Raw genomic sequence first — 24,855 nt, forward strand, 5'->3', positions numbered from 1 at the left:
ACCTGTTGAAGGCGCCCTCCTAAAACTCCGCCGTCATTGAAGAATTCCGGCCGAACCGCGGCATTCAGGGAGAACAACGATGCGTGACGTCTTTATCTGCGATGCCGTGCGGACCCCGATCGGCCGTTTCGGCGGCTCGCTCGCCAAGGTGCGTGCCGACGATCTTGCCGCAGCCCCGATCAAGGCACTGATGGCCAAGCACCCCAATCTCGATTGGGCGCAGGTGGATGAAGTCTTCTTCGGCTGTGCCAACCAGGCCGGCGAAGACAACCGCAACGTCGCACGCATGGCGCTCCTGCTCGCAGGTCTGCCGGACTCGGTTCCCGGCCAGACCCTCAACCGGCTCTGCGCCTCCGGCCTGGATGCGGTCGGTGCGGCCGGCCGCGCCATCCGCTCCGGCGAGATCGAGCTCGCCATTGCCGGCGGCGTCGAATCCATGACGCGTGCGCCGTTCGTGATGGGCAAGGCGCAGGAGGCCTTCTCGCGTTCGGCCGAAATCTTCGACACCACGATCGGCTGGCGCTTTATCAACCCGCTGCTGAAGGCGCAGTACGGCGTCGACGCCATGCCGGAGACCGGCGAGAACGTTGCCGAGGAATTCCAGGTCTCGCGCGCTGACCAGGACGCTTTCGCCATCCGCTCGCAGCAGCGCGCGGGTGCGGCGATCGCGGCCGGCTATTTTGCGGAAGAAATCATTGCGATCACCATTCCCGGCGGCAAGGCGGGTCCGATCACTGTCGACAAGGACGAGCATCCGCGACCCGAAACCACGCTCGAAGGTTTGGCAAAACTGAAGCCGATCGTGCGCAATCCCGGCACGGTGACCGCCGGCAACGCCTCCGGCGTCAATGACGGCGCCGCCGCAATGATCCTGGCTTCGGAAGCTGCGGTGAAGAAGCATGGCCTGACGCCGCGCGGGCGCATCCTCGGCCTTGCCTCGGCCGGCGTGCCGCCGCGCATCATGGGCATCGGTCCGGTGCCCGCGACCCGCAAGCTGATGGAGCGTCTCGGCAAGAAGATCAGCGATTTCGACCTGATCGAGCTCAACGAAGCCTTCGCCTCGCAGGGCATCGCCTGCATGCGCCAGCTCGGCGTTACCGATGATGCCGACTTCGTCAATCCGCATGGCGGCGCCATCGCGCTCGGCCATCCGCTCGGCATGAGCGGCGCGCGCCTCGTGCTCACCGCCGTCCACGGCATGGAGAAGCGCGGCGGCAAGCTCGCGCTCGCCACCATGTGCGTCGGCGTCGGCCAGGGCGTCGCGGTCGCGATCGAGAAGCTGAACTGACGGTCCACGCAGTGGACCGTCATCCCGGAGCCGCTCGTTAGAGCGGAATCCGGGATCTCGAGGTTCCGGGTTCAGCCCTGTCGGGCTGCCCCGGAATGACGGGCGATCGGGAGGCGGGCATGATCATCGAGCGCGAGCAGGACGTCACGGCCGCGGCACTGGCGGTGATGGAGCGGACTTCCGATCCGCGCATGCGCCAGATCATGATCTCCCTGGTCAAGCATTTGCACGGCTTCGTGCGCGACGTCCGCCTGACCGAGAAGGAATTCCGGGACGCCACGGCGATCGTGGCCGAACTCGGCAAGCTGACCACCGACACGCACAACGAAGTGGTGCTGATGGCGGGCTCGCTCGGCGTCTCGCCGCTGGTGTGCCTGCTCAACAACGGCGATCAGGGCAATACCGAAACTGATCAGTCGCTGCTCGGGCCGTTCTGGCGGTTGAACTCGCCGCGGGTCGAGAATGGCGGATCGATCGTCCGCTCCGAGACCCCGGGCGCGCCGCTGTTCGTGAACGGCCGCGTCGTGGACAAGGACGGTCGTCCGGTCGTCGGCGCCGAGGTCGATGTCTGGCACGCCTCTCCGGTCGGCCTCTACGAGAACCAGGATCCTGACCAGGCCGACATGAACCTGCGTGGCAAGTTCACGACCGACCAGGATGGGCGCTTCTCCTTCCGTTCGGTGATGATGGTCGGCTATCCCATTCCGACGGGCGGCGTGGTCGGCCGCCTGCTGGAGGCGCAGAGCCGCCATCCCTATCGCCCCGCGCATCTGCATGCCCTGATCCTCAAGCCGGGCTTCAAGGTCCTGATCTCGCAGGTCTACGATCCGAACGATCCCCATATCGACAGCGACGTGCAGTTCGGCGTGACGCAGGCGCTGATCGGCAAGTTCCTGCGCCATGACGCGCCACATCCGACCGAACGCGATGTTGCGACGCCCTGGTATTCGCTCGACCATGTCTACCGGCTCGAAGTCGGGGAAGCCGTACTGCCGCGTCCGCCGATCAAATAGGGCTCAAACCCGCTTCCCCCAATTAGTTATATCCTATAATGATTGGCGGAAGCGTTGTCCGGCCGGACCACAATGGCCGGGGAGGAGTTCGCCCATGACATTCATCTATCCCACTGACAGCAACAAGGCGCATCCGCTGCCGCTGTCGCCCGAGTACAAGAGCTCGATCAAGCGCGCGCCGAACAAGCCGTTGATCCCGATGCGGCACACCCTGTCGGAGCTGACCGGTCCAGTCTACGGCCACGAAACCGTGCGGGAGGGCGATGCCGACCTCACCACCCAGCATACCGGCGAGCCGATCGGCGAACGCATCATCGTGCACGGCCATGTGCGCGACGAGGATGGCCGCGGCGTGCCGAACTCGCTGGTCGAGATCTGGCAGGCCAATGCCTGCGGCCGCTACGTCCATGTCCGTGACCAGCATCCTGCGCCGCTCGATCCGAATTTCACAGGGGCCGGCCGTACCGTGAGCGATGCCGCCGGCTACTATCGTTTCGTCACCGTCAAGCCGGGTGCCTACCCCTGGGGCAATCACCACAATGCCTGGCGTCCCGCGCATATCCATCTGTCGGTGTTCGGCCATTCCTTCGTCACGCGCCTCGTGACGCAGATGTATTTTCCGAACGATCCGCTGTTCCCGTTCGATCCGATCTTCAACTCGGTGCCGGACGAGAAGGCGCGGGCGCGGATGGTCTCCTCGTTCGATCTCGAGAACACCCAGCCCGAATGGGCGCTGTGCTACCGCTTTGACGTCGTGCTGCGCGGCAAGAACGCCACCCCCATGGAGAATCACTAAAGTGCAGGACAACGGTATCACCCCATCGCAGACCGTCGGTCCGTTCTTCAAATACGGCCTGACGCCGAACGGCGAATACGCCTGGAACGACGCGTTCACCAACTCGACGCTCACGCCAGACGTCACCGGCGAGCGCATCCGCATCGAGGGCCGCGTGTTCGACGGTGACGGCGTTGCCGTGCCGGATTGCATGCTGGAGATATGGCAGGCGGACGCGCAGGGTCGCTTTGCCGACCCGCAGGACAAGCGTGCGCTGCCGAATGCGAGCTTCCGCGGCTTTGCCCGTTGCGGCACCGACAAGGACGGCAATTACGCGTTCGAGACCATCAAGCCGGGCATGGTGCCGGATCCCGACGGCAAGCCGCAGGCGCCGCACATCCTCCTTGCGGTGTTTGGCCGCGGCATGCTCAGGCATCTCTACACCCGGATCTATTTCAGCGACGAGGCCGGCAACGCCGCTGACCCCGTGCTGGCGCTGGTGCCCACCGAGCGCCGCGCCACGCTGACCGCGGTGCGCGAAGCCGGCAAGCCGGCCTACCGGCTCGACCTGCGGCTCCAGGGCGACAACGAGACAGTGTTCTTCGACGTGTGAGGCAATGCGTGCCGGGGAGGCTTGGTCGCCGGCACGCATGTCTCATCTGGCGCATCGAAGCCGAGGCTGCCTCCGGCCGAAACGATTCTCCCGCACGTGTGTGCGTCAGCCTCGCTGACTCAAATACCGACGACTTGACGTCAAATTCCCGTAGTTGGACGGGGTTCGCGCGATACAATTTCGGCGCGAATCAATCCCGTATTTACCGTATTCGTCTAGGGTGGCTGCAGTTTTGACACCGCCCTGGATTGTTTTCATGAAATTTCGTCTGTCGTTGTCATCTGCGATCATTGCGTTCGGCATCGTTCTCGCCATCGGTTTTGCCGCCGTGGTTTCGACCAGCCTCTACGCCTTGAAAGAGCTCAAGGTCGGCGGTCCGCTCTACTCCGACATCAAGCTCGGCAACGACCTCATCGCGGACATTCTGCCGCCGCCGGAATATGTCATCGAGGCCTATCTCGAGGCGACGCTGGCCATGCGCGAGCCGGACCAGCTGGCGGCCCACGGCGAACGTCTGGTCCAGCTCCGCAAGGATTACGACGAGCGCAAGGCGTTCTGGGTCACCTCCAGCCTCTCGGCCGACCTGAAGACGGCGCTGGTGTCGAAATCCGATGCCGAGGTGCAGAAATTCTGGAAGGCGTCCGACCAGCTCCTGCCGGCCCTCAACGCCAAGGACGCCGCTGCGTCCGAGCGCATCTATGCGCAGGTGAAGGACGCCTACACCGCGCATCGCGCCGTGATCGACAGCATCGTCGAGAACGCCAACAAGCAGAATGCAGCCATGGAAAAGCTGGCCGCGGACCGCGACAGCTCGATGCTTTACATCCTCCTCGGCGTCTCCGCCGCTGTCCTGGCTTTCGTTGCTGCGGGCCTGCTCGGTGTCGCCCTCGGCGTGGTGCGGCCGATCGTGCGCATGACGGGCACGATGCAGAAGCTCGCGACCGGCGATCTCGCCGCCGACATTCCTTTCGCTGACCGTAAGGACGAGGTCGGCTCGATGGCGGGGGCGCTTGTGGTGTTCAAGCAGGCAGCGGTCGAGAATTCCCGCCTGCGCGAGGAGCAGTTGCGGCAGGAGCAGGCGGCGGCGCTCGCCAAGCGCTCCGCCCTGCACCAGATGGCCGAGACCGTCGAGCGCGAGACCGGCCGATCGGTCGACACCGCCGGCGCAGCGACGCAAGGCGTCGAGCGGGCGGCGTCCAGCCTGTCGGAGATCGCGAGGTCGCTCTCCGCACAGTCGCAGGCGGTCGCGGCGGCCTCCACCCAGGCCCTGGGCAGTTCGCAGACCGTCTCGGCCGCGGCCGAAGAGCTGAGCGCTTCGATCCGCGAGATCGCAAGCCAGGTCGTGCGGACCAGCACCGTCACGAAATCGGCTGTCGCCGGCCGCGAGCAGGCGCGTTCGACCATCCAGGCACTGGCCGGATCGGTGAAGAAGATCGCCGAGGTCTCCGACCTCATCGGCGGCATCGCCGGCCAGACCAACCTCCTGGCGCTCAACGCCACGATCGAGGCCGCCCGTGCCGGCGAGGCCGGCCGCGGCTTCGCCGTGGTCGCCGCCGAAGTGAAGTCCCTGTCCGATCAGACCGCCAAATCCACCGAGGAGATCACGCGGCTGATCACCGAGATTCAGGCCTCGACGCAGGCCGCGGTCGATGCCGTCGAGACGATGGGAGGGCACATCGTCGAGATCGACGGCGTGGCGACTTCGGTTGCCGCCGCGATGGAGGAGCAGGACGCCGCGACGCGGGAGATCACGCGGTCGATTTCCGAATCGGCTTCAGCGGCGAAGGAGGTCTCGGCCAAGATCGGCAATGTCAGCCGCGACGCCGCTTCCGTGAACGAGCGCGCCGCCGAGGTCAGGCAGGCGATCGCCGGCATGGCGGCCAATCTCGAACAGCTCCGGTCGGTCGTGGTCCGGACCGTGCGCGACTCGACCGAGGCGGCTTGAGCGCGGCGTCGGTTCGACCGCTGGTGCGTGGGGGCATGATCGTGCAGTATGGCGGGGGACAGGGGCATCGTGAATTTCATGACACCTCCACAACTGCCTGATGTCGTTGAGCCCGCCCGACTGACGGCGGCGCTGCGCAGGGGCGGCGTGCTCGACGCCGGCGCGGTTCGCGAGGTGAAGGTGCTGCATCAGCGCGACACCGTCGTGTCACACATCGTCCGCCTCAGCCTGCGCTATGTCGGTGAATCCGGCGGCGCGCCGCAGACACTGATCCTGAAGACGCCGCATGCCGATTTTGCCAAGACGCTCGCGCATGGCGGACGGCACGAAGTGGCCTTCTATGCGAAACTTGCACCGAATATGCCGCCGGGGCTGGTGCCGCGTTGCTTTGACGGACAGTTCGATGAGGAAAATGTCAGTTGGCATCTGCTGCTCGAAGATCTCACCGATAGCCATGATGTCCCGGCCCAGTGGCCCCTGCCGCCGTCTCGCGAACAGGCGCTGGCGATCGTCACGACGCTCGCGAGCTGGCACGCGGCATGGTGGGACCACCCAAGTCTCGGCGACACCGTCGGCAGTTGGATGAGCGCCGATGATACGTCAAGGTTGATGGAGACCTTTGCCGGCCATTATGATCGTTTTGCCGATCTTCTCGGCGACCGCCTGAGCGAAGAACGACGCATCCTCTATCGTCGGTTCATTGAGCAGTCGGATCGTTTGCTTGAGCGCTATCATTCCCATCGGCATCTCTCTATTGCCCACGGCGATGCCCATACTTGGAATTTCCTGCTGCCGCGCGCGGACATCGCCGACACCGTGCGCATTTTCGACTTCGACCAGTGGCGCATCAACGTGCCGACCCACGATCTCGCCTACATGATGGCGACGCAATGGTATCCGGAGCGCAGGCAGACGCTCGAGCGCCTGCTGCTCAACCGCTATCATGAGACCCTGATCTCGCACGGCGTCAGCGGCTACACGCGGGGCGCACTCGACCAGGACTATCGCCGCTCGGTGCTCTGGCACATCACCAAGCCGGTCTGGCAATGGAGCATCAACCTTCCGCCGCTGATCTGGTGGAACAATCTGGAGCGGGTGTTTGCGGCTGTGGATGATCTGGGCTGCGAGGAGTTGTTGTAGGGGCGCGCCGCATATTCTGTGTTGTCCCTGCGAACGCAGGGACCCATAACCACAGGGAGAGGTTATGGCGCGAGACTGGTAACTCCGAGTCTTCACCAAACCACTGCCGGTGATTATGGATTCCAGATCTGCGCTTCGCTTGTCCGGGACGACAGCGGAGATTGGTGGTCGACCGCGTCCTACTCCATCACCGCATGCTCCGGTCCCGCCGCCTCCTTGCGCAGCGTGGCCTTGGTCGAACCGATCAGCAAAGCGAGCGGGATGGTGCAGAGGACGAAGAGCATCACCATCTGGTAGTCGTGCGCGAATGCGATGATCTGCGCCTGCACGCTGACCATCCTGTCGGCCATGGCGCGGCCGGCGTCGGTAGACAGGTTGATCAGGCCCCTGACGTCGGGCATCTGCAGTGCATGGTTGAACGGGTTGATGTGCTCGGACAGGATCGCATAGGTCCGCCGCGTCCCCTGCGTCAATTGGGCGATGACGACGGAAATGCCGACCGAGCTCGCGACGTTGCGCATCAGGGTCAGCATCGCGGTGCCGTCGGTACGGAGATCGTTCGACAGCGTCAGGAACGCCACGGTCGACAGCGGCACGAAGACGAGGCCGAAGCCAAAACCCTGGATGACGCTGACGGTGACGATCTCCGGCACCTGGGTCAGATCGGTCCAGCCGGTCATCTGGAACAGCGAGCCCGCGGTCAGTGTCAGGCCGGCGATGATCAGCGTGCGCGCCTCGAAATAGCGCATCATGCGGCCGACCAGCATCATCGCGAAGAAGGTGCCGAAGCCGCGGCTCGCCAGCAAGAGGCCGGCGGTGATGATGGGATAGCCGATCACGTTCTGCATATAGGGTGAGGCCAGCGCCATGGTCGAGAACAGCACGAGCCCCATCACGATCATGAACACGCAACCGGTGACGAAGTTGCGATCCCGAAACAGCGCGAAGCGGATGAACGGGGTCGAGGTCGTGAAGGAGTGCGCGAGGAAGAAGTAGAAGGCGACGGCCGAGACGATGAACTCCGCGAGGATCTCATTGGATTCCAGCCAGCCCAATTGCTCGCCGCGGTCGAGCGCGAGCTGAAGCGAGCCGATCGCAACCGCCAGCGCGGCGAAGCCGAACCAGTCGAATTTGAGACTGAGATTCTTGTCCGTCTCGTCCATGAAGACGATCAGCCCGAGCACGGTGATGAAGCCGAACGGCAGGTTGACGAAGAACACCCAGTGCCAGGAATAGGTCTCGGTCAGCCAGGCCCCCAGCGAGGGCCCCATGATCGGGCCCATCATCACGCCCATGCCCCAGATCGACATCGCCTTGGCGCGTTCCTGGAGCGTGTAATAATCGAGCATCACCGATTGCGACAACGGCACCAGGGCGGCGCCGAACACGCCTTGCAGCAGGCGGAACAGCACCATCTGGTTGATGTCCTGGGCGAGGCCGCACAGCACCGAGGCCATGGTGAAGCCGGCCGAGCAGATGATGAAGATGCGCTTGCGACCGAAGCGGTTGGCGATCCAGCCCACCGGCGCCGTCATGATCGCGGCGGCGACGATGTAGGAAGTCAGCACCCAGTTGATCTGGTCCTGCGAGGCCGACAACGTGCCCTGCATGTAGGGCAGGGCAACGTTGGCGATAGTGGTGTCCAGCGCCTGCATGATGGTCGCGGTCATGGCGCAGATCGTCACCATGTTCCGGCGCAGGCCGGGGACCATCAGGCTGGCATTGGGACCGGACATCGGATCAGTCCTTGCGTTCAGTCTTTATCCTGGCTCGCTGTCGCCGACAGGCCAAGCAGGCCGGCGAGCGAGCGCTGATGGCCGGTGTCGATGGTGGCGTAGACGCTCATGCCGGCCTTCAGCTTCCGCACATATTTGTCGGTCTCGTCGAAATAGATGCGGATCGGCACGCGCTGCACCACCTTGACGAAATTGCCGGTGGCATTCTGCGGCGGCAGGATCGCGAATTGCGCACCGGTACCGGGGGAGAGCGAGCCGATCTTGCCCTTGAAGACGTGGTTCGGGAACGCGTCGACCTCGAGCGTGACGGGCTGTCCTTCGGTGACGTGGGTGAGGTCGCTCTCCTTCGGATTGGCGTCGACCCAGGGGTGGGCGACGTCGATGATGGAAAACACCGGCGTGCCGGCGGCGACATAGCGGCCGAGCTGGATCTGCTCGACCTGCGTCGCCACGCCGTCCATCGGCGCGCGCAGCACGGTGTGGTCGAGGTTGCGCTGGGCATCGTCCAGCTTGGCCTTGGCCTGTGCGTAAGGCGGGAATTGTTCCAGCGGCAATTCGGGGTCGCCGAGCAGCTGCGTCCTGGCGTTGGAGAGCTGTTGCTTGATGTATTGCGCCTGCGCGCCGGCGGTGACCAGCGCATTCGAGGCATTGTCGAGATCGAGCTGCGAGCCGTAGTTGTTCTTCACCAGCGCCTGCTTGCGCTCGACATCGCGCTGCTTCAGATCGATGCCTTGCTGGGCGAGGCCCAGCATGTCGCCATAGATCTTGATGTTGGCGACGAGGTTGTCGTAGGTCGTGCGGGCCTGCGCGAGCTGCGCCTTGGCTTCGACCACCGCGTGGCGAAACGGAGCGGGGTCGATCTCGAACAGCTCGTCGCCCTGCTTGACGGACTGGCCTTCCTTCACGACGACCTTCTGGATCTTGCCGGAGATGTCGGGCGTCACCAGCACCTTCTGCGCGCCGACATAGGCGTCGTCGGTGCCGACATAGCGGCCGCCATGCAGGTAGAAAGTGATGCCGCTGATGGCGGCGATGACAGGCAGCACGACCAGGAGCAGGAAGCGGCGGTAACGCCGCAGGCCCGCGACCAGGCGGCGGCGCGGATCGGTGCCGGCTTTCTTGGTGGGCTTGCCGCTGTCGGTCTTCTGCTCGGGCTGGAACTTGAGGACTTGGTCAGCCATAGCGCTGCTCCTTACGTGCCTGTTCCGCGCCGCTGGTCTGGATCGCGGTACGCACGTTTTCCTTGATGGTTTCGAGCTGGGCCAGGAGGCGATGGGCGTCCGCCGGCGTGATGCCGTCGAGCGCGTTGGCGGTGAGCTCGGACTTCAGCCCGCTCATCCGGCCCAGCAATTGCCGGCCGGCCTTCCTCAGATACAGGCGCTTGACGCGGCGGTCCGAAGCGTCGCTGCGGCGCTCGATCCAGTCATTGTCGCAGAGCTTGTCGATCAGGCGGGTCAGCGTGATCGGCTGCATCTCGAGCAGCTCCGCGAGTTCCGACTGCTTCATGCCTTCGCTGCGCTCGACCTTGGCCAGCACTGCCCATTGCGCCCGGGTGATGCCGAACCGCGATGCCTCCTTGTCGGCATAGACGCGCAGGAGGCGGTAGAGCTCACCGAGCGTGAACAGGAAGTTCTGGTCGACAGACCCGCGGGTCATAAGCTTGGTCTCCAATAAGCTCGGGATATAATAAGCAAGCTTATGATTATTCCATGGCGGATTATCAGGATGCTGTCCCGCAGAGCGAGCATGGCTGGCAGCCGTTCGCAGGGTCGTGCTTTGGGTTCCCGGGCGCAAATGCTAGAACGTGGCCGCATGACCCTCGCAAAGCCGGCATTTCCCGCGCCCGACCACGATCACGGCCGCTGCACCGCGGACGCGCTGGCGCATGCCGAGGAGGTCTGCAAGCAGCGCGCACAGAAATTCACGCCGATACGCCGTCAGGTGCTGGGGGCCCTGCTCTCCAGCCATCGCCCGCTTGGCGCCTATGAAGTGATCGACGAGCTTGCCAAATCGATGTCGCGGCCGGCCCCGATCACGGTCTACCGCGCGCTCGATTTCCTGATGGCCAACGGCCTCGTGCACCGCATCGAAAGCCGCAATGCCTACCTTGCCTGTGCCGCCCACGACCACGACGCGACCTCGGCGGTGGCGTTCCTGATCTGCGAGCGCTGCGGCCTGGTCGGAGAGATCCCGTCGGCATCATTCGCCGGGGATCTCAATGCTGCGGCGCGCAGCTCGGGCTTTGCGCCTAAATTGTCCGTGGTGGAGATCACGGGCGTCTGCACCCATTGTCAGAAAGCTGCATAGAGCAACAACGGCGCAAAGCCGGTATTCGGGAAGAGATGTCCTCGCCACAAGCCAACTATTCCGCCGCACGTCCCCTCAGTGCCGGCGCCATCGCCCTGATGCTCATGCTGTGCCTGACCTGGGGGTTCAACCAGATCGCGGTGAAGCTGGTGCTGCCGGACATTCCGCCGATGCTGCAGGCCACGATCCGGTCGGCGGGCGCGCTGCCGGTGCTGTTCCTCATCGGCACGCTTCGCGGGGTCAAATTCTTCGAGAATGACGGCACGTGGAAGCCGGGCCTGATCGCCGGGCTGATGTTCGGCATCGAATTCGTGCTGATCTTCCAGGGGCTGCGCCTCACCTCGGCCTCGCGCGCGGTGGTGTTCCTCTACACTGCGCCGTTCTTCGTTGCGCTCGGCTCCTACCAAGTGCTCGGCGAGCGGCTCGGCGCCCCGCAATGGCTGGGTCTTGCCATCAGCTTTGCCGGCGTCGCCCTCGCGATTGGCGTGCCGCAGCCCAATGTCGATTCGCATGTCCTGCTCGGCGACCTCATGATCGTCGGTGGCGCCGCGCTGTGGGCGGCGACGACGCTGGTTGCCAAGGGCACAAGGTTGCGGTTCGCCGCGCCCGAGAAGGCGCTGGGTTATCAGGTGGCGATCTCGATCCCGATCCTGGGGCTGGCGGCCTGGCTGTTCGGCGAGACCATCACGCATACGCCGGCGCCGCTGTCGCTCGGCCTGATGGCCTTCCAGGCGATCTGGGTGGTTGGAACCACGTTCACGCTTTGGTTCGCGCTGGTGAAGGCCTATTCGGCCAGCAAATTGTCGGCTTTTACCTTCATCACCCCTTTGTTTGGCGTCGTCGGTAGCTATTTCATCATGCACGACACCCTAAGCTTGGCGTTCGGGGCAGCAGCCGTCCTTGTAATTGCTGGGCTTTTTCTCGTTAACCGTCCGAGCCAAGTCGCTGCGGCGCCGCGCGATGCATTGCTGAACGTCACCAAAACCTGATATTTGGACCCCATGAACAAGCCCGAAACCACCATCGATTCCGACATCGCGGGGCCTGCGCCGCGCCATCACACCACCCAGGTCAAGGTCGGCGACGTCGCCGTCGGCGGCGGTGCGCCGATCGTCGTGCAGTCGATGACCAACACCGACACCGCCGACATCGACGGTACCATCGCCCAGGTCGCAGCGCTCGCGCGCGCCGGCTCCGAAATGGTCCGCATCACCGTGGACCGCGAGGAAGCTGCGGCCGCCGTGCCGCACATTCGCGACGGCCTCGCCAAGCGCGGTATCACCACGCCGCTGATCGGCGACTTCCATTATATCGGCCACAAGCTGCTCGCGGCCTATCCGGCCTGCGCCGAGGCGCTCGCCAAGTACCGCATCAATCCCGGCAATGTCGGCTTCAAGGACAAGCGCGACACCCAGTTCGCCGACATCATCGAGATCGCCAACAAGAACAACAAGCCGGTCCGCATCGGCGCCAATTGGGGCTCGCTCGACCAGGAACTGCTGACCAAGCTGATGGACGAGAACACCGCCTCGTCCGACCCGCGCGATGCGCGCGCGGTGATGCGCGAAGCCATGGTGCAGTCGGCGCTGCTGTCGGCGGCGCGCGCCGAAGAACTCGGCATGCCCAAGAACCGCATCATCCTCTCCGCAAAGGTCTCGGCGGTGCAGGATCTGATCGCCGTCTACGAGGTTCTCGCCAGCCGTTCCGACTACGCCATCCATCTTGGCCTCACCGAGGCCGGCATGGGCACCAAGGGCATCGTTGCCTCCTCCGCCGCGCTCGGCATCCTGCTGCAGCAGGGCATCGGCGACACCATCCGCATCTCGCTGACGCCGGAGCCCGGCGGCGATCGCACCCGCGAGGTGCAGGTCGGCCAGGAGTTGCTGCAGACCATGGGCTTCCGCACCTTCGTGCCGCTGGTCGCGGCATGCCCCGGCTGCGGCCGCACCACCTCGACCACGTTCCAGGAACTGGCGCGCTCGATCCAGGATTTCATCCGCGACGAGATGCCGACCTGGAAGACGAAATATCCCGGCGTCGAAGAGCTCAACGTCGCGGTGATGGGCTGCATCGTCAACGGCCCCGGCGAATCCAAGCACGCCAATATCGGCATCTCGCTGCCGGGCACCGGCGAAGCGCCGGCCGCGCCCGTGTTCGTCGACGGCAAGAAGTTCCGCACGCTGCGCGGCCCGACCATCTCCGCCGACTTCAAGGCGCTGGTGATCGACTACATCGAGCAGCGTTACGGCCAGGGCGCCAAGGTGCCGGTGACCGCGGCGGAGTAGGCGTCGCTCGAAGAATTCGAAATTACGGGGCGGGTTGGCGCAAGCGACCCGCCCCGTTTCTTTGTGTGCTGACCGTTCCCGGATTGCGCTTCGCTCCATCCGGGCTACCATGCTTCCAATCAAGAATGATCGGGAGCAACACCCATGAGCTCTTTGTCCGGCAAGCAAGGTCCGCGCTATCGCCACACGGCCGATGACGGCGCGCCCTACGAGACTATCGCGGTCGAAAAGCTCACGCCCATCATCGGCGCGGAAATATCGGGCGTCGACATCGGCAGGCTCGTCTCCGACGACGCGCGCTCAAATCGGCAGATGGACGAGATCCACCGCGCGCTCGCCGAAAACCTCGTCATCTTCTTCCGCGACCAGCAGATCACGCCGCAGCAGCACCTCGCCTTCGGCCGCAAGTTCGGCGAGCTGCATTTCCATCCCGCCGCGCCGCATGAGGACGAAGACCCGGCGCTGATGAAGATCTACGCCGACAAGAGCTCGCCGCGCGCCAACGGCGAGGGCTGGCACTCCGACGTGTCCTGCGATCTCGAACCGCCGATGGGCTCGATCCTCTACATCAAGCAATGTCCGCCGCGCGGCGGCGACACGCTGTTCGCCAACATGTACGCCGCCTATGAGGCGCTGTCCGATCGCATGAAGGCCTATCTCGGTGGCCTCACCGCGCTGCATGACGGCGAGCCGATCTATCGCGGGCTCTATGCGAACTATGGCGTTGCCGACCGTCCGTCCTATCCGAGCGCCGAGCATCCCGTTGTGCGGACGCATCCCGTCACGGCCAAGAAGGCGCTCTACGTCAACCGCGGCTTCACCCGGCACATCAACGGCATCCCGCGCGACGAGAGCGATGCGATGCTCGCCTATCTCTACCAGCACGCCGAGAACCCGCTGTTCCAGTGCCGCTTCCGCTGGACGGAGAATGCCATCGCGTTCTGGGACAATCGCTGCACCCAGCACCGCGCGATGTGGGACTACTGGCCGCATACGCGCTCGGGGACGCGCGTGACGGTGAAGGGGGAGAGGCCGGTTTAAATAGCGTAGGGCGGATTAGCGAAGCGTAATCCGCCAATTCTACCGCGGCGAGACAAGTGGTGGGTTACGCTGCGCTAACCCACCCTACGAAGCTGTTCTTGCGTTGACGTCTTCCCGCTCCCGCGCCAATCTTCTAAAAAAACAAATAGGGGAGATCTTCCATGCTCCGCGCCGAGGACAACATATTCCTGACCGAGTCGGGTGCAGGCACGGGCATGGGCGAATTGTTGCGCCGCTTCTGGATTCCCGTCTTGCTGTCCGAGGAGCTTCCCGAGCCCGATGGCGAGCCGAAGAAGATCGTCGTCCTCGGCGAGGAACTGCTTGCCTTCCGCGACACGCGCGGCGTCGTCGGTGTCATCGACCAATATTGCCCGCATCGCGGCGCAAATCTCTGGCTCGGGCGCAACGAAGAGTGCGGCATCCGCTGCGTCTATCACGGCTGGAAATTCGACACCGACGGCCGCTGCCTGGACATGCCGACCTCCTACCCCGACCTCAACGCCAAGGACCTGATCCGCATCAAATCCTATCCGGTGCGCGAATGGGGCGAGATGATCTGGGCGTATATGGGGCCGGCGGATGCGATGCCCGCGCTGCCCGATCTCGAAATGGCGCTACTGCCGGCCTCGCACCGCTACGTCAGCAAGAAATGGCAGGACTGTAACTGGGTGCAGGCGCTGGAAGGCTCGATCGACACCGCGCATTTCACCTTTGCCCATCTCTCCTTCGACAAGGAGGAGAACGAGATCCTGGACATCAAGAAGCATTTTGTGAATCCGATCGCGCGGATGTCGAGCGATCAGATGCGCTGGATCGCGGAAGACCCGCGCCCGGTGATCAAGATCAGCCCGCACGAGGCCGGACTGACCATCGCCGGCGGCCGGCTCACGGGCGGCGACAACATCTACTGGCGCATCGCGCAATTCCTGATGCCGTTCCACGCCTACGCGCCGAGCGCGATGCCGGGCGAGAACATTTTTGGCCAGACCTTCGTGCCTGTCACCGACGTCAATTGCTGGATCTACACCTATGCCTGGAATCCGGAGCGGCCCCTGACGCAAGCAGAGCGCGACGCCTACGACCGCGGCAACGGCGTGATCGCGGAGGTCGACGACAATTACGTGCCGCTGCGCCATAAGGGGAACGACTATCTGATCGATCGCAAGCTGCAGAAGACCAGGAGCTACACCGGCATCAAGGGTGTCTCCGAGCAGGACGCCGCCGTGCAGGACAGCCAAGGGCCGATCGCGGACCGCACCCGCGAGCATCTCGGGCCGACCGATCTCGGCATCATGCATTTTCGCAAAGTGGTGATGGAGCTGGCGCGTTCGCTGCAGCAGGGCGAGGCCCCGCCGCAGGCGGCGCATCAGGATCGCTATGCAGTGCGCTCGGGCGCCTGCGTCACCAGCAAGTCGAAGGATCTGCCCGCGGTCATGCTCGAACGATTCGGCGATGTCGCGGGCTTCGTCGGGCGGCCACGCATCGCGGCAGCGGAGTAGGAATTGTCGTCAGGGCGGGACATCGTCGCAATTCTCCTGGTGTCGCTGGTCGCGCTATTGCTTCCGCCGATCGATGCGGGGCAGGCCGCCCCGGCCCGAAAGGTCGCGAAAGCGAGGCCCAGGCCTTCTCCCGCGCCGGCCAAATGCGAGATGCCGAAATTCCGGATCATCGTGGATGTCGGGCATACGCCGGACTCCTACGGCGCATTGAGCGCGCGCAACGATCCGGAGTTCGGCTTCAACTTCCGTCTCGCAAGACTCATCACGGCGAAGCTCAAGTCCGAAGGCTTTGCCGCAACACGCCTGCTCGTCACGGACGGCAAGGCTCGGCCCAGCCTGTTCAAACGTGTCGGCAGCGCCAATGACGCGCACGCCGATCTCTTCCTGTCGGTCCACCACGATTCGGTGCCGGACAAGCTGCTCGACACCTGGGAATTCGACGGCGCGAAGAGCTATTTCAGCGATCGATTTTCGGGCCACTCGCTGTTCGTCTCCGAGCGCAATCTGCACTTCACCACCAGCCTGAAATTGGCGCGGATGATCGGCAGGCAGTTGAAGGAGCAGGGGCTGCGCTACGCCAGCCAATACACCTTGCCGGTGATGGGCCGCTACCGGCGCCAATTGCTCGACAAGGATGTCGGCGTCTACCGCTATGACGGGCTTGTCGTGCTGTCGCGAACGAGAAGCGCTGCCGTGCTGCTCGAAGCCGGCTCCATCATCAACCGCGACGAGGAGATGGAGATGAACTCACCCGAACGGCATGAGACGATTGCGGCGGCCGTGGCGTTGGCCATAGGGGAGTTTTGCGCGAGGCGGTAGTTGCTCCCGCCGTCATTGCGAGCGCGGCGACTTGTCCGCCGAAGCCCGGCGAAGGCGGAAGCAATCAGGATTCCGCGGCGGCGGGCTGGATTGCTTCGTCGCAAGCGATCATCGCAATGACGGGCTGCCTACAGCGGCCCGGCCCGATACTCCCTGTTCGCCAAACTCGCCTCCTCAAGATCCAGGTCCCGCTCGATCCGGCGTCTCGTCTCGTCGGTGATCTGGCCGTCGCGCAGGAGGTCGTGGATGAATTTTCGCTCGGCCTCGATCAGGCTGCGGGTCAGCGCGGTGCCGGCGGCGGAAACGTCGTGGCGGGTGGGATCGAGCGAATCCGGGAGCTGGTTGACCCGGATCTCGTGGCGGGCGCGCAGGAGCCGCATCACCTCGTCGGAGATTTCCTTTTCCGCCGTCAACGCATCGAGCGACTTCAGCGCGGCCTCGAGCGCCTGGCGGCGTGCGGCGATTTCGGCCTCGTGCTCGGCGACATGCTCGGTGCGGCCGGCTTCGGCGACGCCGAGCCAGCGCACCACCGGCGGCAGCGTCAGGCCGACGCCGATCAGCGTCACGAAGATGACGCCGAAGGCGACGAACAGGATCAGGTCGCGATACGGGAAGGCCTCGCCGCCCGGCAAGGTGAACGGCAGCGCCAGAGCAGCCGCCAGCGACACCGCGCCCCGCACGCCGGTGAAGGCGAGCACGAACGGCCATTGCCATGGCGGCGACGGATCGCGCTCGCGCAGCGACTTGGAGAGGATTCGCGGCAGATAGGTCGCGGGATAGAGCCACGCGAAGCGCGCGATCACGATGATGGTCAGAACCACGGCGGTCGCAATCAGGATGTCGTCGAGCGGAAAGGTCTTCGACTTCTCGTAGAGCGCGCGCATCTGGAAGCCGGTGAGCAGGAACAGCAGGCCCTCGATCAGGTAGATGATGAGGTCCCAGAAGAAGATGCCTTGCAGCCGCGTCGCCGAGGAGATCAGCAGCGGGCCGTTCCAACTGACATAGAGGCCGCAGGCGACGGTGGCGATTACGCCGGAGCCGCCGACATGCTCGGGCAGCCAGTACGAGACATAGGGCGTGATCAGCGACAGCGTCAGCTCGACCTGCGGATCCCCGGACCATTTGCGGAAGCGCAGGGAGAGCCAGCCGACGCCGATGCCGAAGGCGATCTCGCCGGCGACGATGAGAAGGAACTCGCCCGCCGCCAGCGGCAACGAGAAATGTCCGATCATGATGGCGGCCAGCGCGAAGCGGTAGAGGATCAGCGCCGTGGCGTCATTCGCGAGCCCTTCGCCTTCGAGGATGACGACGAGTCGGCGCGGCAAGTTGAGCCGGCGCGCGATCGCGAGCGGCGCCACCACGTCAGGCGGCGCGACGATGGCGCCGAGCAGGAAGCCGATGGTCCAGGGCAGGCCGATCAGATAATGCGTGGCGGCCGCTACCATTGCTGCGGTGAAGATCACCGCGCCGACCGCGAGCAGCACGATCGGGCGCAAGTTCTTCTTGAACTCGCGCCAGCTCATGGCGACGCTCGCCGAGTAGATCAGCGGCGGCAGCACCATCAGCAGCACCAGTTCCGGCGGCAGCTCAACCGGCGGCATGCCAGGCACGAAGGCGAGGCCGACGCCCGCCAGCATCAGCAGGATGGCGGGGGCGACGTTGAAGCGGCGTGCGGCCAGCGCCACGCCTGCCAGCACGGCGAGCAGGATGAGAAAGGTCTGAAACTTCGCTTCCATGATGGTGTGTCTTGACCCGGAAGCGACGGCTACGTCAATGCGCGCGGCTTACGCCAGCCGCTCGGCCACCATCCGCCCGATGCGTGCAAAGGCGGCTTCGATCTGCGCCGCATTCGGCGTGCCGCCCTGGGTATAGGCCGCGATCAGGATCGGCGTCGCGGGCTTGGGCCAGACGACCGCGATATCACCCGAGGCGTCCTTGCCGTTGTTGCCGGTCTTGTCGCCGATGGTCCAGGTCGCGGGCAGGCCGCCGCGCAACCGGTTCGCGCCGGTCTTGCAGTTCACCATCCAGTCGGTGAGCAGGGCACGCGAGGCCGGCGACAGCACCTCGGCCACCACCAGGCGCCGCAAATTTCCTGCCATCGCTGCCGGCGTCGTGGTGTCGTGGGGATCGCCCGGCGGCGAGCGGTTGAGCTCGGGTTCGTTGTGGTCGAGCCGGGATGTGGTGTCGCCGAGCGATCGCCAGAAGGCGGTGAGCGTGGCGGGGCCGCCGATCCGCGCCAGCAGCAGATTTGCGCAAGTATTGTCGCTGAGCTCGACGATCGCCTTGCACATGTCGCTGACCGACATCGCGCCGGCCGCAAGATTCTGCTTGGCGACCGGCGCGTAGTCCAAGAGGTCGGCCTTGCCGTAAGCGATCATGGCCGCAAGCTGCTCCTCGCCGCGGTCGGCCCGGGCCAGCACGCAAGCCGCAAGCGAGGCCTTGAAGGTCGAGCACATGACGAAGCGCTCGTCGGCGCGCCAGGCGAGCTTTTTGCCGGTCGCAAGGTTCTCTGCATAGACCCCGATCCGTCCACCGCTCTCGCGCTCATAGGTTTCGAGCTCAGGCGAGGCCTCAGCGGCCAAGGCAGGAGAGGCGGCGATCCAGCACAGCGAAGCGAGCAGGGAACGGCGGTCGAGTGGCATGCGGACTTTCAGACAGGTGGGGGCGAGAAATGTGGCGGATGCTGTATCCGCCTCGTCATTGCGAGGCGCGAAGCGACGAAGCAATCCAGTCTGTCTCCGCGGAGGGTCTCTGGATTGCTTCGCTTGCAACGACGGAGGATGGATATCGAGCGCGGCAGATATTGGGCAGCGGAACGTCGAGCAGCCTCACTCCCTCAGGTCGTACCGATACGATTTCGACACGATCTGCCAGCCGTCGGCGAGCTTCATCGCCACCAGATAATCGGTGAAGAAACGCGGCGGCAGCTGGCAACGGACCTTGATGAAGGCGGTCTTGTCGTCCGAACGGTCGACGGTGACGATGAAATCCTCGCGCGGCTTGCCCTCGGCCTTGGCGGAGGCGCGCTTGCGGACGCGGTCGAGCCAGTCGGGTACGGTCAGGACCTGGAGCTCGCCTTTCTCGACCCAGCGCAAGTCAGCGGAGGGATGGAAAATGGTGCCGAGCTTCTCGGCGTCGCCCTCGTAAAGCCCGTCGAAATAGGATTGCACGACGGCTTCGACACTCGAACGGTTCTGGCTCATGGGTCATCCTTTTGCATGATGGCTTGGGCGGAACTTAGTCGTACACATCGAAATGCGCTATGGGTGTCTCTCGCTAATCGCGCGAGGGTGTTGGAATGACCGGATCAGAAACTTCGAACGCTCGTATCCTGATCGGCGAATGCTACTGCCGCGCCATGCGCTTTGAGGTGGCCGATGCGTTCTCCTATGCGATGAACTGCCACTGCTCGAACTGCCGTCGCACTACCGGCTCCGCCTTCAAGCCGTTCGCCGGCATCGCACAGGATAAGCTCCGCATTGTCCGGGGGGAGGACCAGCGGATGATTTTCGGCGACGACACCACCCATGACGCCCATTGTGGGCGATGCGGCTCGCTGCTTTATTCCCGGGTGCGTGAAGGACAATGGGTCCATGTCGCCATGGGAACCCTGGTTGATGCCCCCTCGATCCGGCCTAGCGCCCACATCTTCGTGGCCTCGAAGGCGCCCTGGCACGAGATTACGGACAATCTGCCGCAATATCGGGGGCATATTGGCGATGGCTAGGGGGAATCCCGTCTGCCCGCTGTTTGGCAGCGAACCGCGACCGCGCTGGCGCGACAAACAAAGGGGGACCTTCGGGCTGTCGCCGGCGCGGCCTTGGTGACCTCCATCACAAGCGCCGGCACCGGATCCTGCTAAAGCGGTCCCAAGGGGGACCGAAACGTCCCGAACTTCGGAAGTCGTGTCATGCGCAACCTGCTCAGACTCTGCCCGCTTCTCCTCGCCGCCGTGCTGTTGTTCGGCACGGCTCCCGCCTTTGCCGGCAACCGCGTCGCGCTGGTGATCGCCAATTCGGCCTATCAGCACGCGCCGTCGCTCACCAATCCCGTCAATGACGGTGCGGTGATGGCGAAGACGCTGAAGGAGGCCGGTTTCAACAGCGTCGATTTCCGGCACGACCTGTCGGCCCTGGATACGCGGCGCGTGCTGCGCGATTTTGCCGATGCGACCCGCAATGCCGACATCGCCGTGGTCTACTATGCCGGTCACGGCATCGAGGTCGAGGGCTCGAATTATCTGATCCCCGTCGACGCCAGGCTCGAGCGCGACACCGACGTCTATGACGAGGCGCTCTCGCTCGACCGCGTCCTGGTCGCCGTCGAACCGGCAAAACAGCTTCGGCTGGTGATCCTGGATGCTTGCCGCGACAATCCGTTCGGCAAGACCATGAAGCGCACGGTGGCCGCGCGCGGCATCGGCCGGGGTCTCGCCCAAGTCGAGCCGACCAGCCCCAACACGCTGATCGCCTATTCGGCGAAGGCCGGCTTCACCGCCCAGGACGGCGATGGGGCCAACAGTCCCTTTACGGTCGCGCTGTCGAAGCATCTGACGACACCGGGCCTCGACGTCCGCCGCGCCTTCGGATTCGTGCGCGACGACGTGCTCAAGTCGACCGGTAACAAGCAGGAGCCGTTCGTCTACGGCTCGCTCGGTGGTGAGGACGTGCCGCTGGTTCCGGTCAAGGTGACGGCCGCAGCAACGGTTGCGCCCGCGCCGAACCCGCAGGCCGACATCCGCCGCGACTACGAGCTCGCGCTCCAGGTCGGCAACAAGGCGGCGTGGGCCGCCTTCCTCGCCCAGCATCCCGATGGCTTCTACGCGAGCCTCGCCAAGCTTCAAGTCGAAAAAATTGGTGCCGAGCAGGCCCATGCGGCTGCCACCGAGAAGGCGAAACAGGCCGAGGCAGAACGTGATCGTCTTGCCGCGCTTGGCGCGCAGAAGGATGCGCAGGCCAGAGCCGCGGCCGATGCGAAGGCCGCCGAGCAGGCGCAGCTCGCTGCGCAGAAGGCCAAGGAGCAGGCGCAGCAGCAGGCAGCTGCCGCCGAGCAGCAGCGCGTCAATCTCGCCGTTGCGGCGCCGAGCGCTGCGCCGGCCAGCACGGCGAGCCCCGCCGGCACCAACGTTGCCTCTCTGACACCGGCGACCGCGCCGGTCGATCTCAGCCGTTCGGTGCAGACCGAGCTCGGCCGCGTCGGCTGCTTCTCGGGCGCTGCCGACGGCAATTGGAGCACATCCTCGCAGCGCTCGCTGTCGCAGTTCAACCGCTATGCCGGCACCAAGCTCGACGTGAAGGTGGCGAGCACGGATGCGCTCGATGCGGTCAAGGCCAAGCCGTCACGCGTCTGCCCGGTGGTCTGCGAGCACGGCTTCAAGGCCGATGGCGACAAGTGCACCAAGATCGTCTGCCGTGAGGGCTATGCGGTCAACGACGACAATGAGTGCGAGAAGAAGCGCGCCGCCAAGCCGGCCAGGCCTGCAACGGCGAAGCGCGACGACGGTGATGAACGTCCCGCCCGGCAGCGTCCTCAGGCCGGCGGCGCGGCGGGCGGCTATGGTGCCGCGGCCGGCATTGCTGCTGCTGCCGGCGCCGGTCGTGCCTCCGGTGGCGGGCAAGTCATCTGCAATAGCACTGGCTGCCGCCCGGTCAGCCGCGGTTGCCACCTCGAATATCGCGGCGGCGGCGGCCCCGGCAACGATGCCAATGCCGAGGTGTGTCGTTAGGGTTGTGTCGTCCCTGCGAACGCAGGGACCCATTACCACAGGAAGCAGTTTGGCGAAGACTTCCAGTTAAGAAGCCTTCGCTCGGTACTGCTCTCGTCTCCCAGTGATAGATCACGCGGTAAGGGTCCCTGCGTCCGCCGGGACGACGTCAGGTCGCAATCGCGCTCGCCGCGATGTTGACCGTCAGTGCCAGCAAGGCTGTGTTGTAGATGAACGACACGATCCCATGCGCCGTGGCCGTGCGGCGGATCGTCTTGTCGGTGATGCCGACGTCGGAGACCTGCGCGGTCATGCCGATCACGAACGAGAAATAGACGAAGTCCCAATAGTCGGCGTGGTCTTCCTTGTCGCCGCTCGGGAACTGAAGACCACCCGGCTTGGCGTTCCGATAGTAATCATACGCGTAATGCAGCGCGAAGGTCGTGTGCACGGCGGCCCATGACAGCGCGATGGTGCTGATTGCGATGGTCAGCTCCAACACGCCCCGATGCGGTGTGCCGAGTTCTGAGACGATCGCGGCGATGCTGGCGAAGGCGCCGGTCGCCGTCACCAGCAGGATCACGAAACGGCCGTCGTCCTGCATCGCGGCGGCGCGCCGGATGTGGTGATGGTCGTTGCAAAGCATCATGGCGTAGACCAGCACGAGATAGACCGCGATCAGCGCATCCCAGCCGAACAGGAGCCTAGTCACCAGCCGGTGCGAGCCCGGCAGCAGCAGGCAGACCAGGACGCCAGTCGCGAGCGCGATGAAGGTCCGCGGCCGCGCATAAAGCAGCCGCATCGGCCGCGACATCTGGCGGAAGCGGACGAGGACAGGATCTTCTTTGCCCTCGGCCGCCATCGATGCGTGTCAGCTCTTCCGCTCGGCGACAAACCGCGCGGCGGCCTGCAGCACGGCGGCGCGATCGCCGAAGATCGAGACCGCGCTGTCGGCCCGCGCGAGCAGGTCGCGCACGCGCTGCTTGGCGCCTTCGATGCCGAGCTGGGTGACGAAGGTGGTCTTGCCGAGTGCGGCATCGGCGCCGGCCGGCTTGCCGAGCGCGGCTGCATCGCCTTCGACGTCGAGCAAATCGTCGGCAATCTGGAAGGCTTCGCCGAGCGCGCGGCCGTAATCGTCGAGCGCCTGATATTCCTTCTGCGAGGCCTGGCCGAGGATCGCGCCGGCGATGCAGCCGTAACGCAGAAGCGCGCCGGTCTTCATCTGCTGAATGCGGGCGACATTGATCGGCTCGTTGCCGCCAAAGCGGCCTTCGCCGGCGAGGTCGAGGATCTGGCCGCCGACCATGCCGCCGATGCCGGCGCAGCGCGCCAGCGCGCGCGTCAGCAGCAGCCGCACATTGGCGTCGCGATGGATCTCGTCGCGGGTGACGATGTCGAAGGCGAGCGTCAGCAGACCGTCGCCGGCGAGGATCGCGGTCGCGTCATCGGTCTGCTTGTGCAGGGTCGGGCGGCCGCGGCGCAGGTCCGAATTGTCCATGGCGGGCAGATCGTCGTGGATCAGCGAATAGCAGTGGATGCATTCGAGCGCGGCGCCGACGAGCAGCGCGGCTTCACGGGGAACACCGAACACAGCCGCGCTCTCGACCACCAGGAACGGGCGCAGACGCTTGCCGCCGTTCAGGCTCGAATAGCGCATTGCGTCCATCAGTCGCTTGGGCCGGGCGATCTCATCGTGCAGGATGTCGTCCGACAACAGGCGCCCGAGCAGGGCCTCGGTGTCATCAGCGGTCTTGTCCAGACGCTTGGCGAAATCGGACGGGGACGTGCCGGTCATCAAGAAGGGCTCCAGAACTAAAATTCGGCGGGACAATCCTTTATGCGCCCGCCCCAGTCAATCGTTTGGAAGGCCTAAAAAGTGCTGGAAAAGGCCCGAATTATCACAGACTTAATGGGGAGAGCCGTGGCCGCGTTTCGTTCCATGCCGGAAAGGTCGATTTGCGCATCGTCAAAATCCTGCTGGTAGCGCTCGCGGCCGTCATTCTCGCGCCCTATGTGATCGCGCCCTTCTACCGCGCTGGCCATCCGGTTTCGACGCTGATGGCGTGGCGCTCGCTTCGCGGCGCGCCGATGCAGCGGGAATGGATCGATCTGGCGGCGATGTCGCCCTCGCTGCCGCGATCGGTGGTTGCAGCCGAGGATGCCCATTTCTGCAAGCATCACGGCATCGATTGGGGCGCGTTGCGCGAAGCGATCGACGACGCACAGGAGGATGGTACGCCGTTCCGGGGCGCCTCCACGATCACCCAGCAGGTTGCGAAGAACTTGTTCCTCTGGCAGGGCCGGGATTTCGTCCGCAAGGCGCTCGAATTCCCGCTGGCGCTCTGGATCGATCTCGTCCTGCCCAAGCAGCGGATCCTGGAGATTTACCTCAACATCGCCGAGCTCGGCCCGCAGGGCCAGTTCGGGGTGGGGGCGGCCAGCGCCTATGCCTTCGGCAAATCGGCCGCCGGCCTCTCCCCCCGGGAGGCGGCCCTTCTGGCCTCGATCCTGCCGAATCCGGTCAAACGCAGCGCCAAAACCCCCGGCCCGGGCGTCCGGCGGCTGGCCGGGACCTATGTGGCAAGGGCGCAGGCCGCTTCGCTTGCGACCTGCTGGCGGGAAAATCGCTGATTTTGGGCCCTTTCCGGGCGTATTTTCCGGCCCAAGAGCCTAGCTTTGCGGCCAGCCTT

At 64.9% G+C, this 24,855-nt stretch carries 23 protein-coding genes; 15 read left to right on the forward strand and 8 right to left on the reverse strand.

Translation table 11 applies throughout. From position 1 onward, the window contains the following. Window positions 1-79 precede the first annotated feature (79 nt). From pcaF to RAD04_RS26840, 6 genes are all read left to right on the forward strand, one after another. Window positions 80-1,288, forward strand: coding sequence for a 3-oxoadipyl-CoA thiolase (gene pcaF, locus RAD04_RS26815; protein WP_461626185.1), 1,209 nt, complete (start codon window positions 80-82; stop codon window positions 1,286-1,288). Window positions 1,289-1,407: 119 nt separating this feature from the next. Continuing rightward, complete coding sequence (locus RAD04_RS26820; RefSeq protein WP_461626186.1) at window positions 1,408-2,301, forward strand: dioxygenase family protein; 894 nt, start codon at window positions 1,408-1,410, stop codon at window positions 2,299-2,301. Window positions 2,302-2,395: 94 nt separating this feature from the next. Next, entirely contained in the window at window positions 2,396-3,097 is a 702-nt protein-coding gene (gene pcaH, locus RAD04_RS26825; RefSeq protein ID WP_461626187.1) for a protocatechuate 3,4-dioxygenase subunit beta, read from the forward strand. A 1-nt stretch (window position 3,098) separates the two neighbouring features. Continuing rightward, window positions 3,099-3,689 carry a protocatechuate 3,4-dioxygenase subunit alpha gene (gene pcaG / locus RAD04_RS26830; protein ID WP_461626188.1) on the forward strand — a complete coding sequence of 197 codons (591 nt, stop codon included), beginning with the start codon at window positions 3,099-3,101 and terminating at the stop codon, window positions 3,687-3,689. Between the two features lie 256 nt (window positions 3,690-3,945). Continuing rightward, window positions 3,946-5,634, forward strand: a complete 1,689-nt coding sequence (locus tag RAD04_RS26835; RefSeq protein ID WP_461626189.1) for a methyl-accepting chemotaxis protein — start codon at window positions 3,946-3,948, stop codon at window positions 5,632-5,634. 48 nt (window positions 5,635-5,682) lie between these two features. Then, window positions 5,683-6,774 carry a phosphotransferase gene (locus tag RAD04_RS26840; protein WP_461626190.1) on the forward strand — a complete coding sequence of 364 codons (1,092 nt, stop codon included), beginning with the start codon at window positions 5,683-5,685 and terminating at the stop codon, window positions 6,772-6,774. Between the two features lie 179 nt (window positions 6,775-6,953). Here RAD04_RS26840 and RAD04_RS26845 read toward each other — a convergent pair whose 3' ends face one another. The 3 genes from RAD04_RS26845 to RAD04_RS26855 are packed head-to-tail and all read right to left on the reverse strand — an operon-like array spanning window position 6,954 to window position 10,166. Continuing rightward, window positions 6,954-8,510 carry an MDR family MFS transporter gene (locus RAD04_RS26845; protein WP_461626191.1) on the reverse strand — a complete coding sequence of 519 codons (1,557 nt, stop codon included), beginning with the start codon at window positions 8,508-8,510 and terminating at the stop codon, window positions 6,954-6,956. Window positions 8,511-8,527: 17 nt separating this feature from the next. Next, the gene (locus tag RAD04_RS26850; protein ID WP_461626192.1) at window positions 8,528-9,691 is read right to left on the reverse strand and encodes an HlyD family secretion protein; all 1,164 of its coding nucleotides are present in this window, start codon (window positions 9,689-9,691) and stop codon (window positions 8,528-8,530) included. Continuing rightward, entirely contained in the window at window positions 9,684-10,166 is a 483-nt protein-coding gene (locus tag RAD04_RS26855; RefSeq protein WP_091964483.1) for a MarR family winged helix-turn-helix transcriptional regulator, read from the reverse strand. Before RAD04_RS26855 ends, RAD04_RS26850 begins: the two co-directional genes overlap by 8 nt. 156 nt (window positions 10,167-10,322) lie before the next feature. Between RAD04_RS26855 and RAD04_RS26860 the strand changes: the two genes are divergently transcribed. The 6 genes from RAD04_RS26860 (at window position 10,323) to RAD04_RS26885 (ending at window position 16,461) form a co-directional block, all read left to right on the forward strand. Further along, on the forward strand, window positions 10,323-10,817 hold the full coding sequence (locus RAD04_RS26860) for a Fur family transcriptional regulator (RefSeq protein ID WP_018316739.1): 495 nt from the start codon (window positions 10,323-10,325) through the stop codon (window positions 10,815-10,817). A gap of 35 nt (window positions 10,818-10,852) precedes the next feature. Further along, window positions 10,853-11,806, forward strand: a complete 954-nt coding sequence (locus RAD04_RS26865; protein ID WP_461626193.1) for a DMT family transporter — start codon at window positions 10,853-10,855, stop codon at window positions 11,804-11,806. A 12-nt stretch (window positions 11,807-11,818) separates the two neighbouring features. Next, complete coding sequence (gene ispG, locus RAD04_RS26870; protein WP_461626194.1) at window positions 11,819-13,102, forward strand: flavodoxin-dependent (E)-4-hydroxy-3-methylbut-2-enyl-diphosphate synthase; 1,284 nt, start codon at window positions 11,819-11,821, stop codon at window positions 13,100-13,102. Between the two features lie 144 nt (window positions 13,103-13,246). Beyond that, window positions 13,247-14,143, forward strand: coding sequence for a TauD/TfdA dioxygenase family protein (locus tag RAD04_RS26875; protein ID WP_461626195.1), 897 nt, complete (start codon window positions 13,247-13,249; stop codon window positions 14,141-14,143). Window positions 14,144-14,304: 161 nt separating this feature from the next. Further along, entirely contained in the window at window positions 14,305-15,642 is a 1,338-nt protein-coding gene (locus tag RAD04_RS26880) for a Rieske 2Fe-2S domain-containing protein (RefSeq protein ID WP_461626196.1), read from the forward strand. A 3-nt stretch (window positions 15,643-15,645) separates the two neighbouring features. Further along, the gene (locus RAD04_RS26885; RefSeq protein WP_461626197.1) at window positions 15,646-16,461 is read left to right on the forward strand and encodes an N-acetylmuramoyl-L-alanine amidase; all 816 of its coding nucleotides are present in this window, start codon (window positions 15,646-15,648) and stop codon (window positions 16,459-16,461) included. A 128-nt stretch (window positions 16,462-16,589) separates the two neighbouring features. Here the strand turns inward: RAD04_RS26885 and RAD04_RS26890 are convergent, their stop codons facing one another. The 3 genes from RAD04_RS26890 to RAD04_RS26900 form a co-directional block, all read right to left on the reverse strand. Beyond that, the gene (locus tag RAD04_RS26890; RefSeq protein ID WP_461616233.1) at window positions 16,590-18,197 is read right to left on the reverse strand and encodes a Na+/H+ antiporter; all 1,608 of its coding nucleotides are present in this window, start codon (window positions 18,195-18,197) and stop codon (window positions 16,590-16,592) included. A gap of 48 nt (window positions 18,198-18,245) precedes the next feature. Further along, window positions 18,246-19,103 carry a class A beta-lactamase gene (bla, locus tag RAD04_RS26895; RefSeq protein ID WP_461626198.1) on the reverse strand — a complete coding sequence of 286 codons (858 nt, stop codon included), beginning with the start codon at window positions 19,101-19,103 and terminating at the stop codon, window positions 18,246-18,248. 186 nt (window positions 19,104-19,289) lie between these two features. Beyond that, entirely contained in the window at window positions 19,290-19,664 is a 375-nt protein-coding gene (locus RAD04_RS26900; protein ID WP_461626199.1) for a nuclear transport factor 2 family protein, read from the reverse strand. 95 nt (window positions 19,665-19,759) lie between these two features. Between RAD04_RS26900 and RAD04_RS26905 the strand changes: the two genes are divergently transcribed. Both RAD04_RS26905 and RAD04_RS26910 read left to right on the forward strand, forming a co-directional pair. Continuing rightward, window positions 19,760-20,188 (forward strand): GFA family protein, encoded by a 429-nt coding sequence (locus tag RAD04_RS26905; protein ID WP_461626200.1) that lies wholly within the window; start codon window positions 19,760-19,762, stop codon window positions 20,186-20,188. Window positions 20,189-20,371: 183 nt separating this feature from the next. Continuing rightward, entirely contained in the window at window positions 20,372-22,186 is a 1,815-nt protein-coding gene (locus tag RAD04_RS26910; protein WP_461626201.1) for a caspase family protein, read from the forward strand. A gap of 148 nt (window positions 22,187-22,334) precedes the next feature. On the opposite strand, the gene RAD04_RS26915 is transcribed toward RAD04_RS26910, so the two are convergent. Both RAD04_RS26915 and RAD04_RS26920 read right to left on the reverse strand, forming a co-directional pair. Next, window positions 22,335-23,027 carry a DUF1345 domain-containing protein gene (locus RAD04_RS26915; RefSeq protein ID WP_461626202.1) on the reverse strand — a complete coding sequence of 231 codons (693 nt, stop codon included), beginning with the start codon at window positions 23,025-23,027 and terminating at the stop codon, window positions 22,335-22,337. Between the two features lie 9 nt (window positions 23,028-23,036). Then, window positions 23,037-23,960, reverse strand: a complete 924-nt coding sequence (locus RAD04_RS26920) for a polyprenyl synthetase family protein (protein ID WP_461626203.1) — start codon at window positions 23,958-23,960, stop codon at window positions 23,037-23,039. 161 nt (window positions 23,961-24,121) lie between these two features. Between RAD04_RS26920 and mtgA the strand changes: the two genes are divergently transcribed. After that, window positions 24,122-24,796 carry a monofunctional biosynthetic peptidoglycan transglycosylase gene (gene mtgA, locus RAD04_RS26925; protein ID WP_461626204.1) on the forward strand — a complete coding sequence of 225 codons (675 nt, stop codon included), beginning with the start codon at window positions 24,122-24,124 and terminating at the stop codon, window positions 24,794-24,796. The last annotated feature ends 59 nt before the right edge of the window (window positions 24,797-24,855 follow it).

Source organism: Bradyrhizobium sp. 25ACV (genome assembly GCF_054863005.1).

Coding starts and splice junctions, on each gene's coding strand:
- pcaF (WP_461626185.1), top strand. CDS start 80: ATGCGTGACGTCTTTATCTGCGATGCCGTGCGGACCCCGATCGGCCGT.
- RAD04_RS26820 (WP_461626186.1), top strand. CDS start 1,408: ATGATCATCGAGCGCGAGCAGGACGTCACGGCCGCGGCACTGGCGGTG.
- pcaH (WP_461626187.1), top strand. CDS start 2,396: ATGACATTCATCTATCCCACTGACAGCAACAAGGCGCATCCGCTGCCG.
- RAD04_RS26835 (WP_461626189.1), top strand. CDS start 3,946: ATGAAATTTCGTCTGTCGTTGTCATCTGCGATCATTGCGTTCGGCATC.
- RAD04_RS26840 (WP_461626190.1), top strand. CDS start 5,683: ATGGCGGGGGACAGGGGCATCGTGAATTTCATGACACCTCCACAACTG.
- RAD04_RS26845 (WP_461626191.1), bottom strand. CDS start 8,510: ATGTCCGGTCCCAATGCCAGCCTGATGGTCCCCGGCCTGCGCCGGAAC.
- RAD04_RS26850 (WP_461626192.1), bottom strand. CDS start 9,691: ATGGCTGACCAAGTCCTCAAGTTCCAGCCCGAGCAGAAGACCGACAGC.
- RAD04_RS26855 (WP_091964483.1), bottom strand. CDS start 10,166: ATGACCCGCGGGTCTGTCGACCAGAACTTCCTGTTCACGCTCGGTGAG.
- RAD04_RS26860 (WP_018316739.1), top strand. CDS start 10,323: ATGACCCTCGCAAAGCCGGCATTTCCCGCGCCCGACCACGATCACGGC.
- RAD04_RS26865 (WP_461626193.1), top strand. CDS start 10,853: ATGTCCTCGCCACAAGCCAACTATTCCGCCGCACGTCCCCTCAGTGCC.
- ispG (WP_461626194.1), top strand. CDS start 11,819: ATGAACAAGCCCGAAACCACCATCGATTCCGACATCGCGGGGCCTGCG.
- RAD04_RS26875 (WP_461626195.1), top strand. CDS start 13,247: ATGAGCTCTTTGTCCGGCAAGCAAGGTCCGCGCTATCGCCACACGGCC.
- RAD04_RS26880 (WP_461626196.1), top strand. CDS start 14,305: ATGCTCCGCGCCGAGGACAACATATTCCTGACCGAGTCGGGTGCAGGC.
- RAD04_RS26890 (WP_461616233.1), bottom strand. CDS start 18,197: ATGGAAGCGAAGTTTCAGACCTTTCTCATCCTGCTCGCCGTGCTGGCA.
- bla (WP_461626198.1), bottom strand. CDS start 19,103: ATGCCACTCGACCGCCGTTCCCTGCTCGCTTCGCTGTGCTGGATCGCC.
- RAD04_RS26900 (WP_461626199.1), bottom strand. CDS start 19,664: ATGAGCCAGAACCGTTCGAGTGTCGAAGCCGTCGTGCAATCCTATTTC.
- RAD04_RS26905 (WP_461626200.1), top strand. CDS start 19,760: ATGACCGGATCAGAAACTTCGAACGCTCGTATCCTGATCGGCGAATGC.
- RAD04_RS26910 (WP_461626201.1), top strand. CDS start 20,372: ATGCGCAACCTGCTCAGACTCTGCCCGCTTCTCCTCGCCGCCGTGCTG.
- RAD04_RS26915 (WP_461626202.1), bottom strand. CDS start 23,027: ATGGCGGCCGAGGGCAAAGAAGATCCTGTCCTCGTCCGCTTCCGCCAG.
- RAD04_RS26920 (WP_461626203.1), bottom strand. CDS start 23,960: ATGACCGGCACGTCCCCGTCCGATTTCGCCAAGCGTCTGGACAAGACC.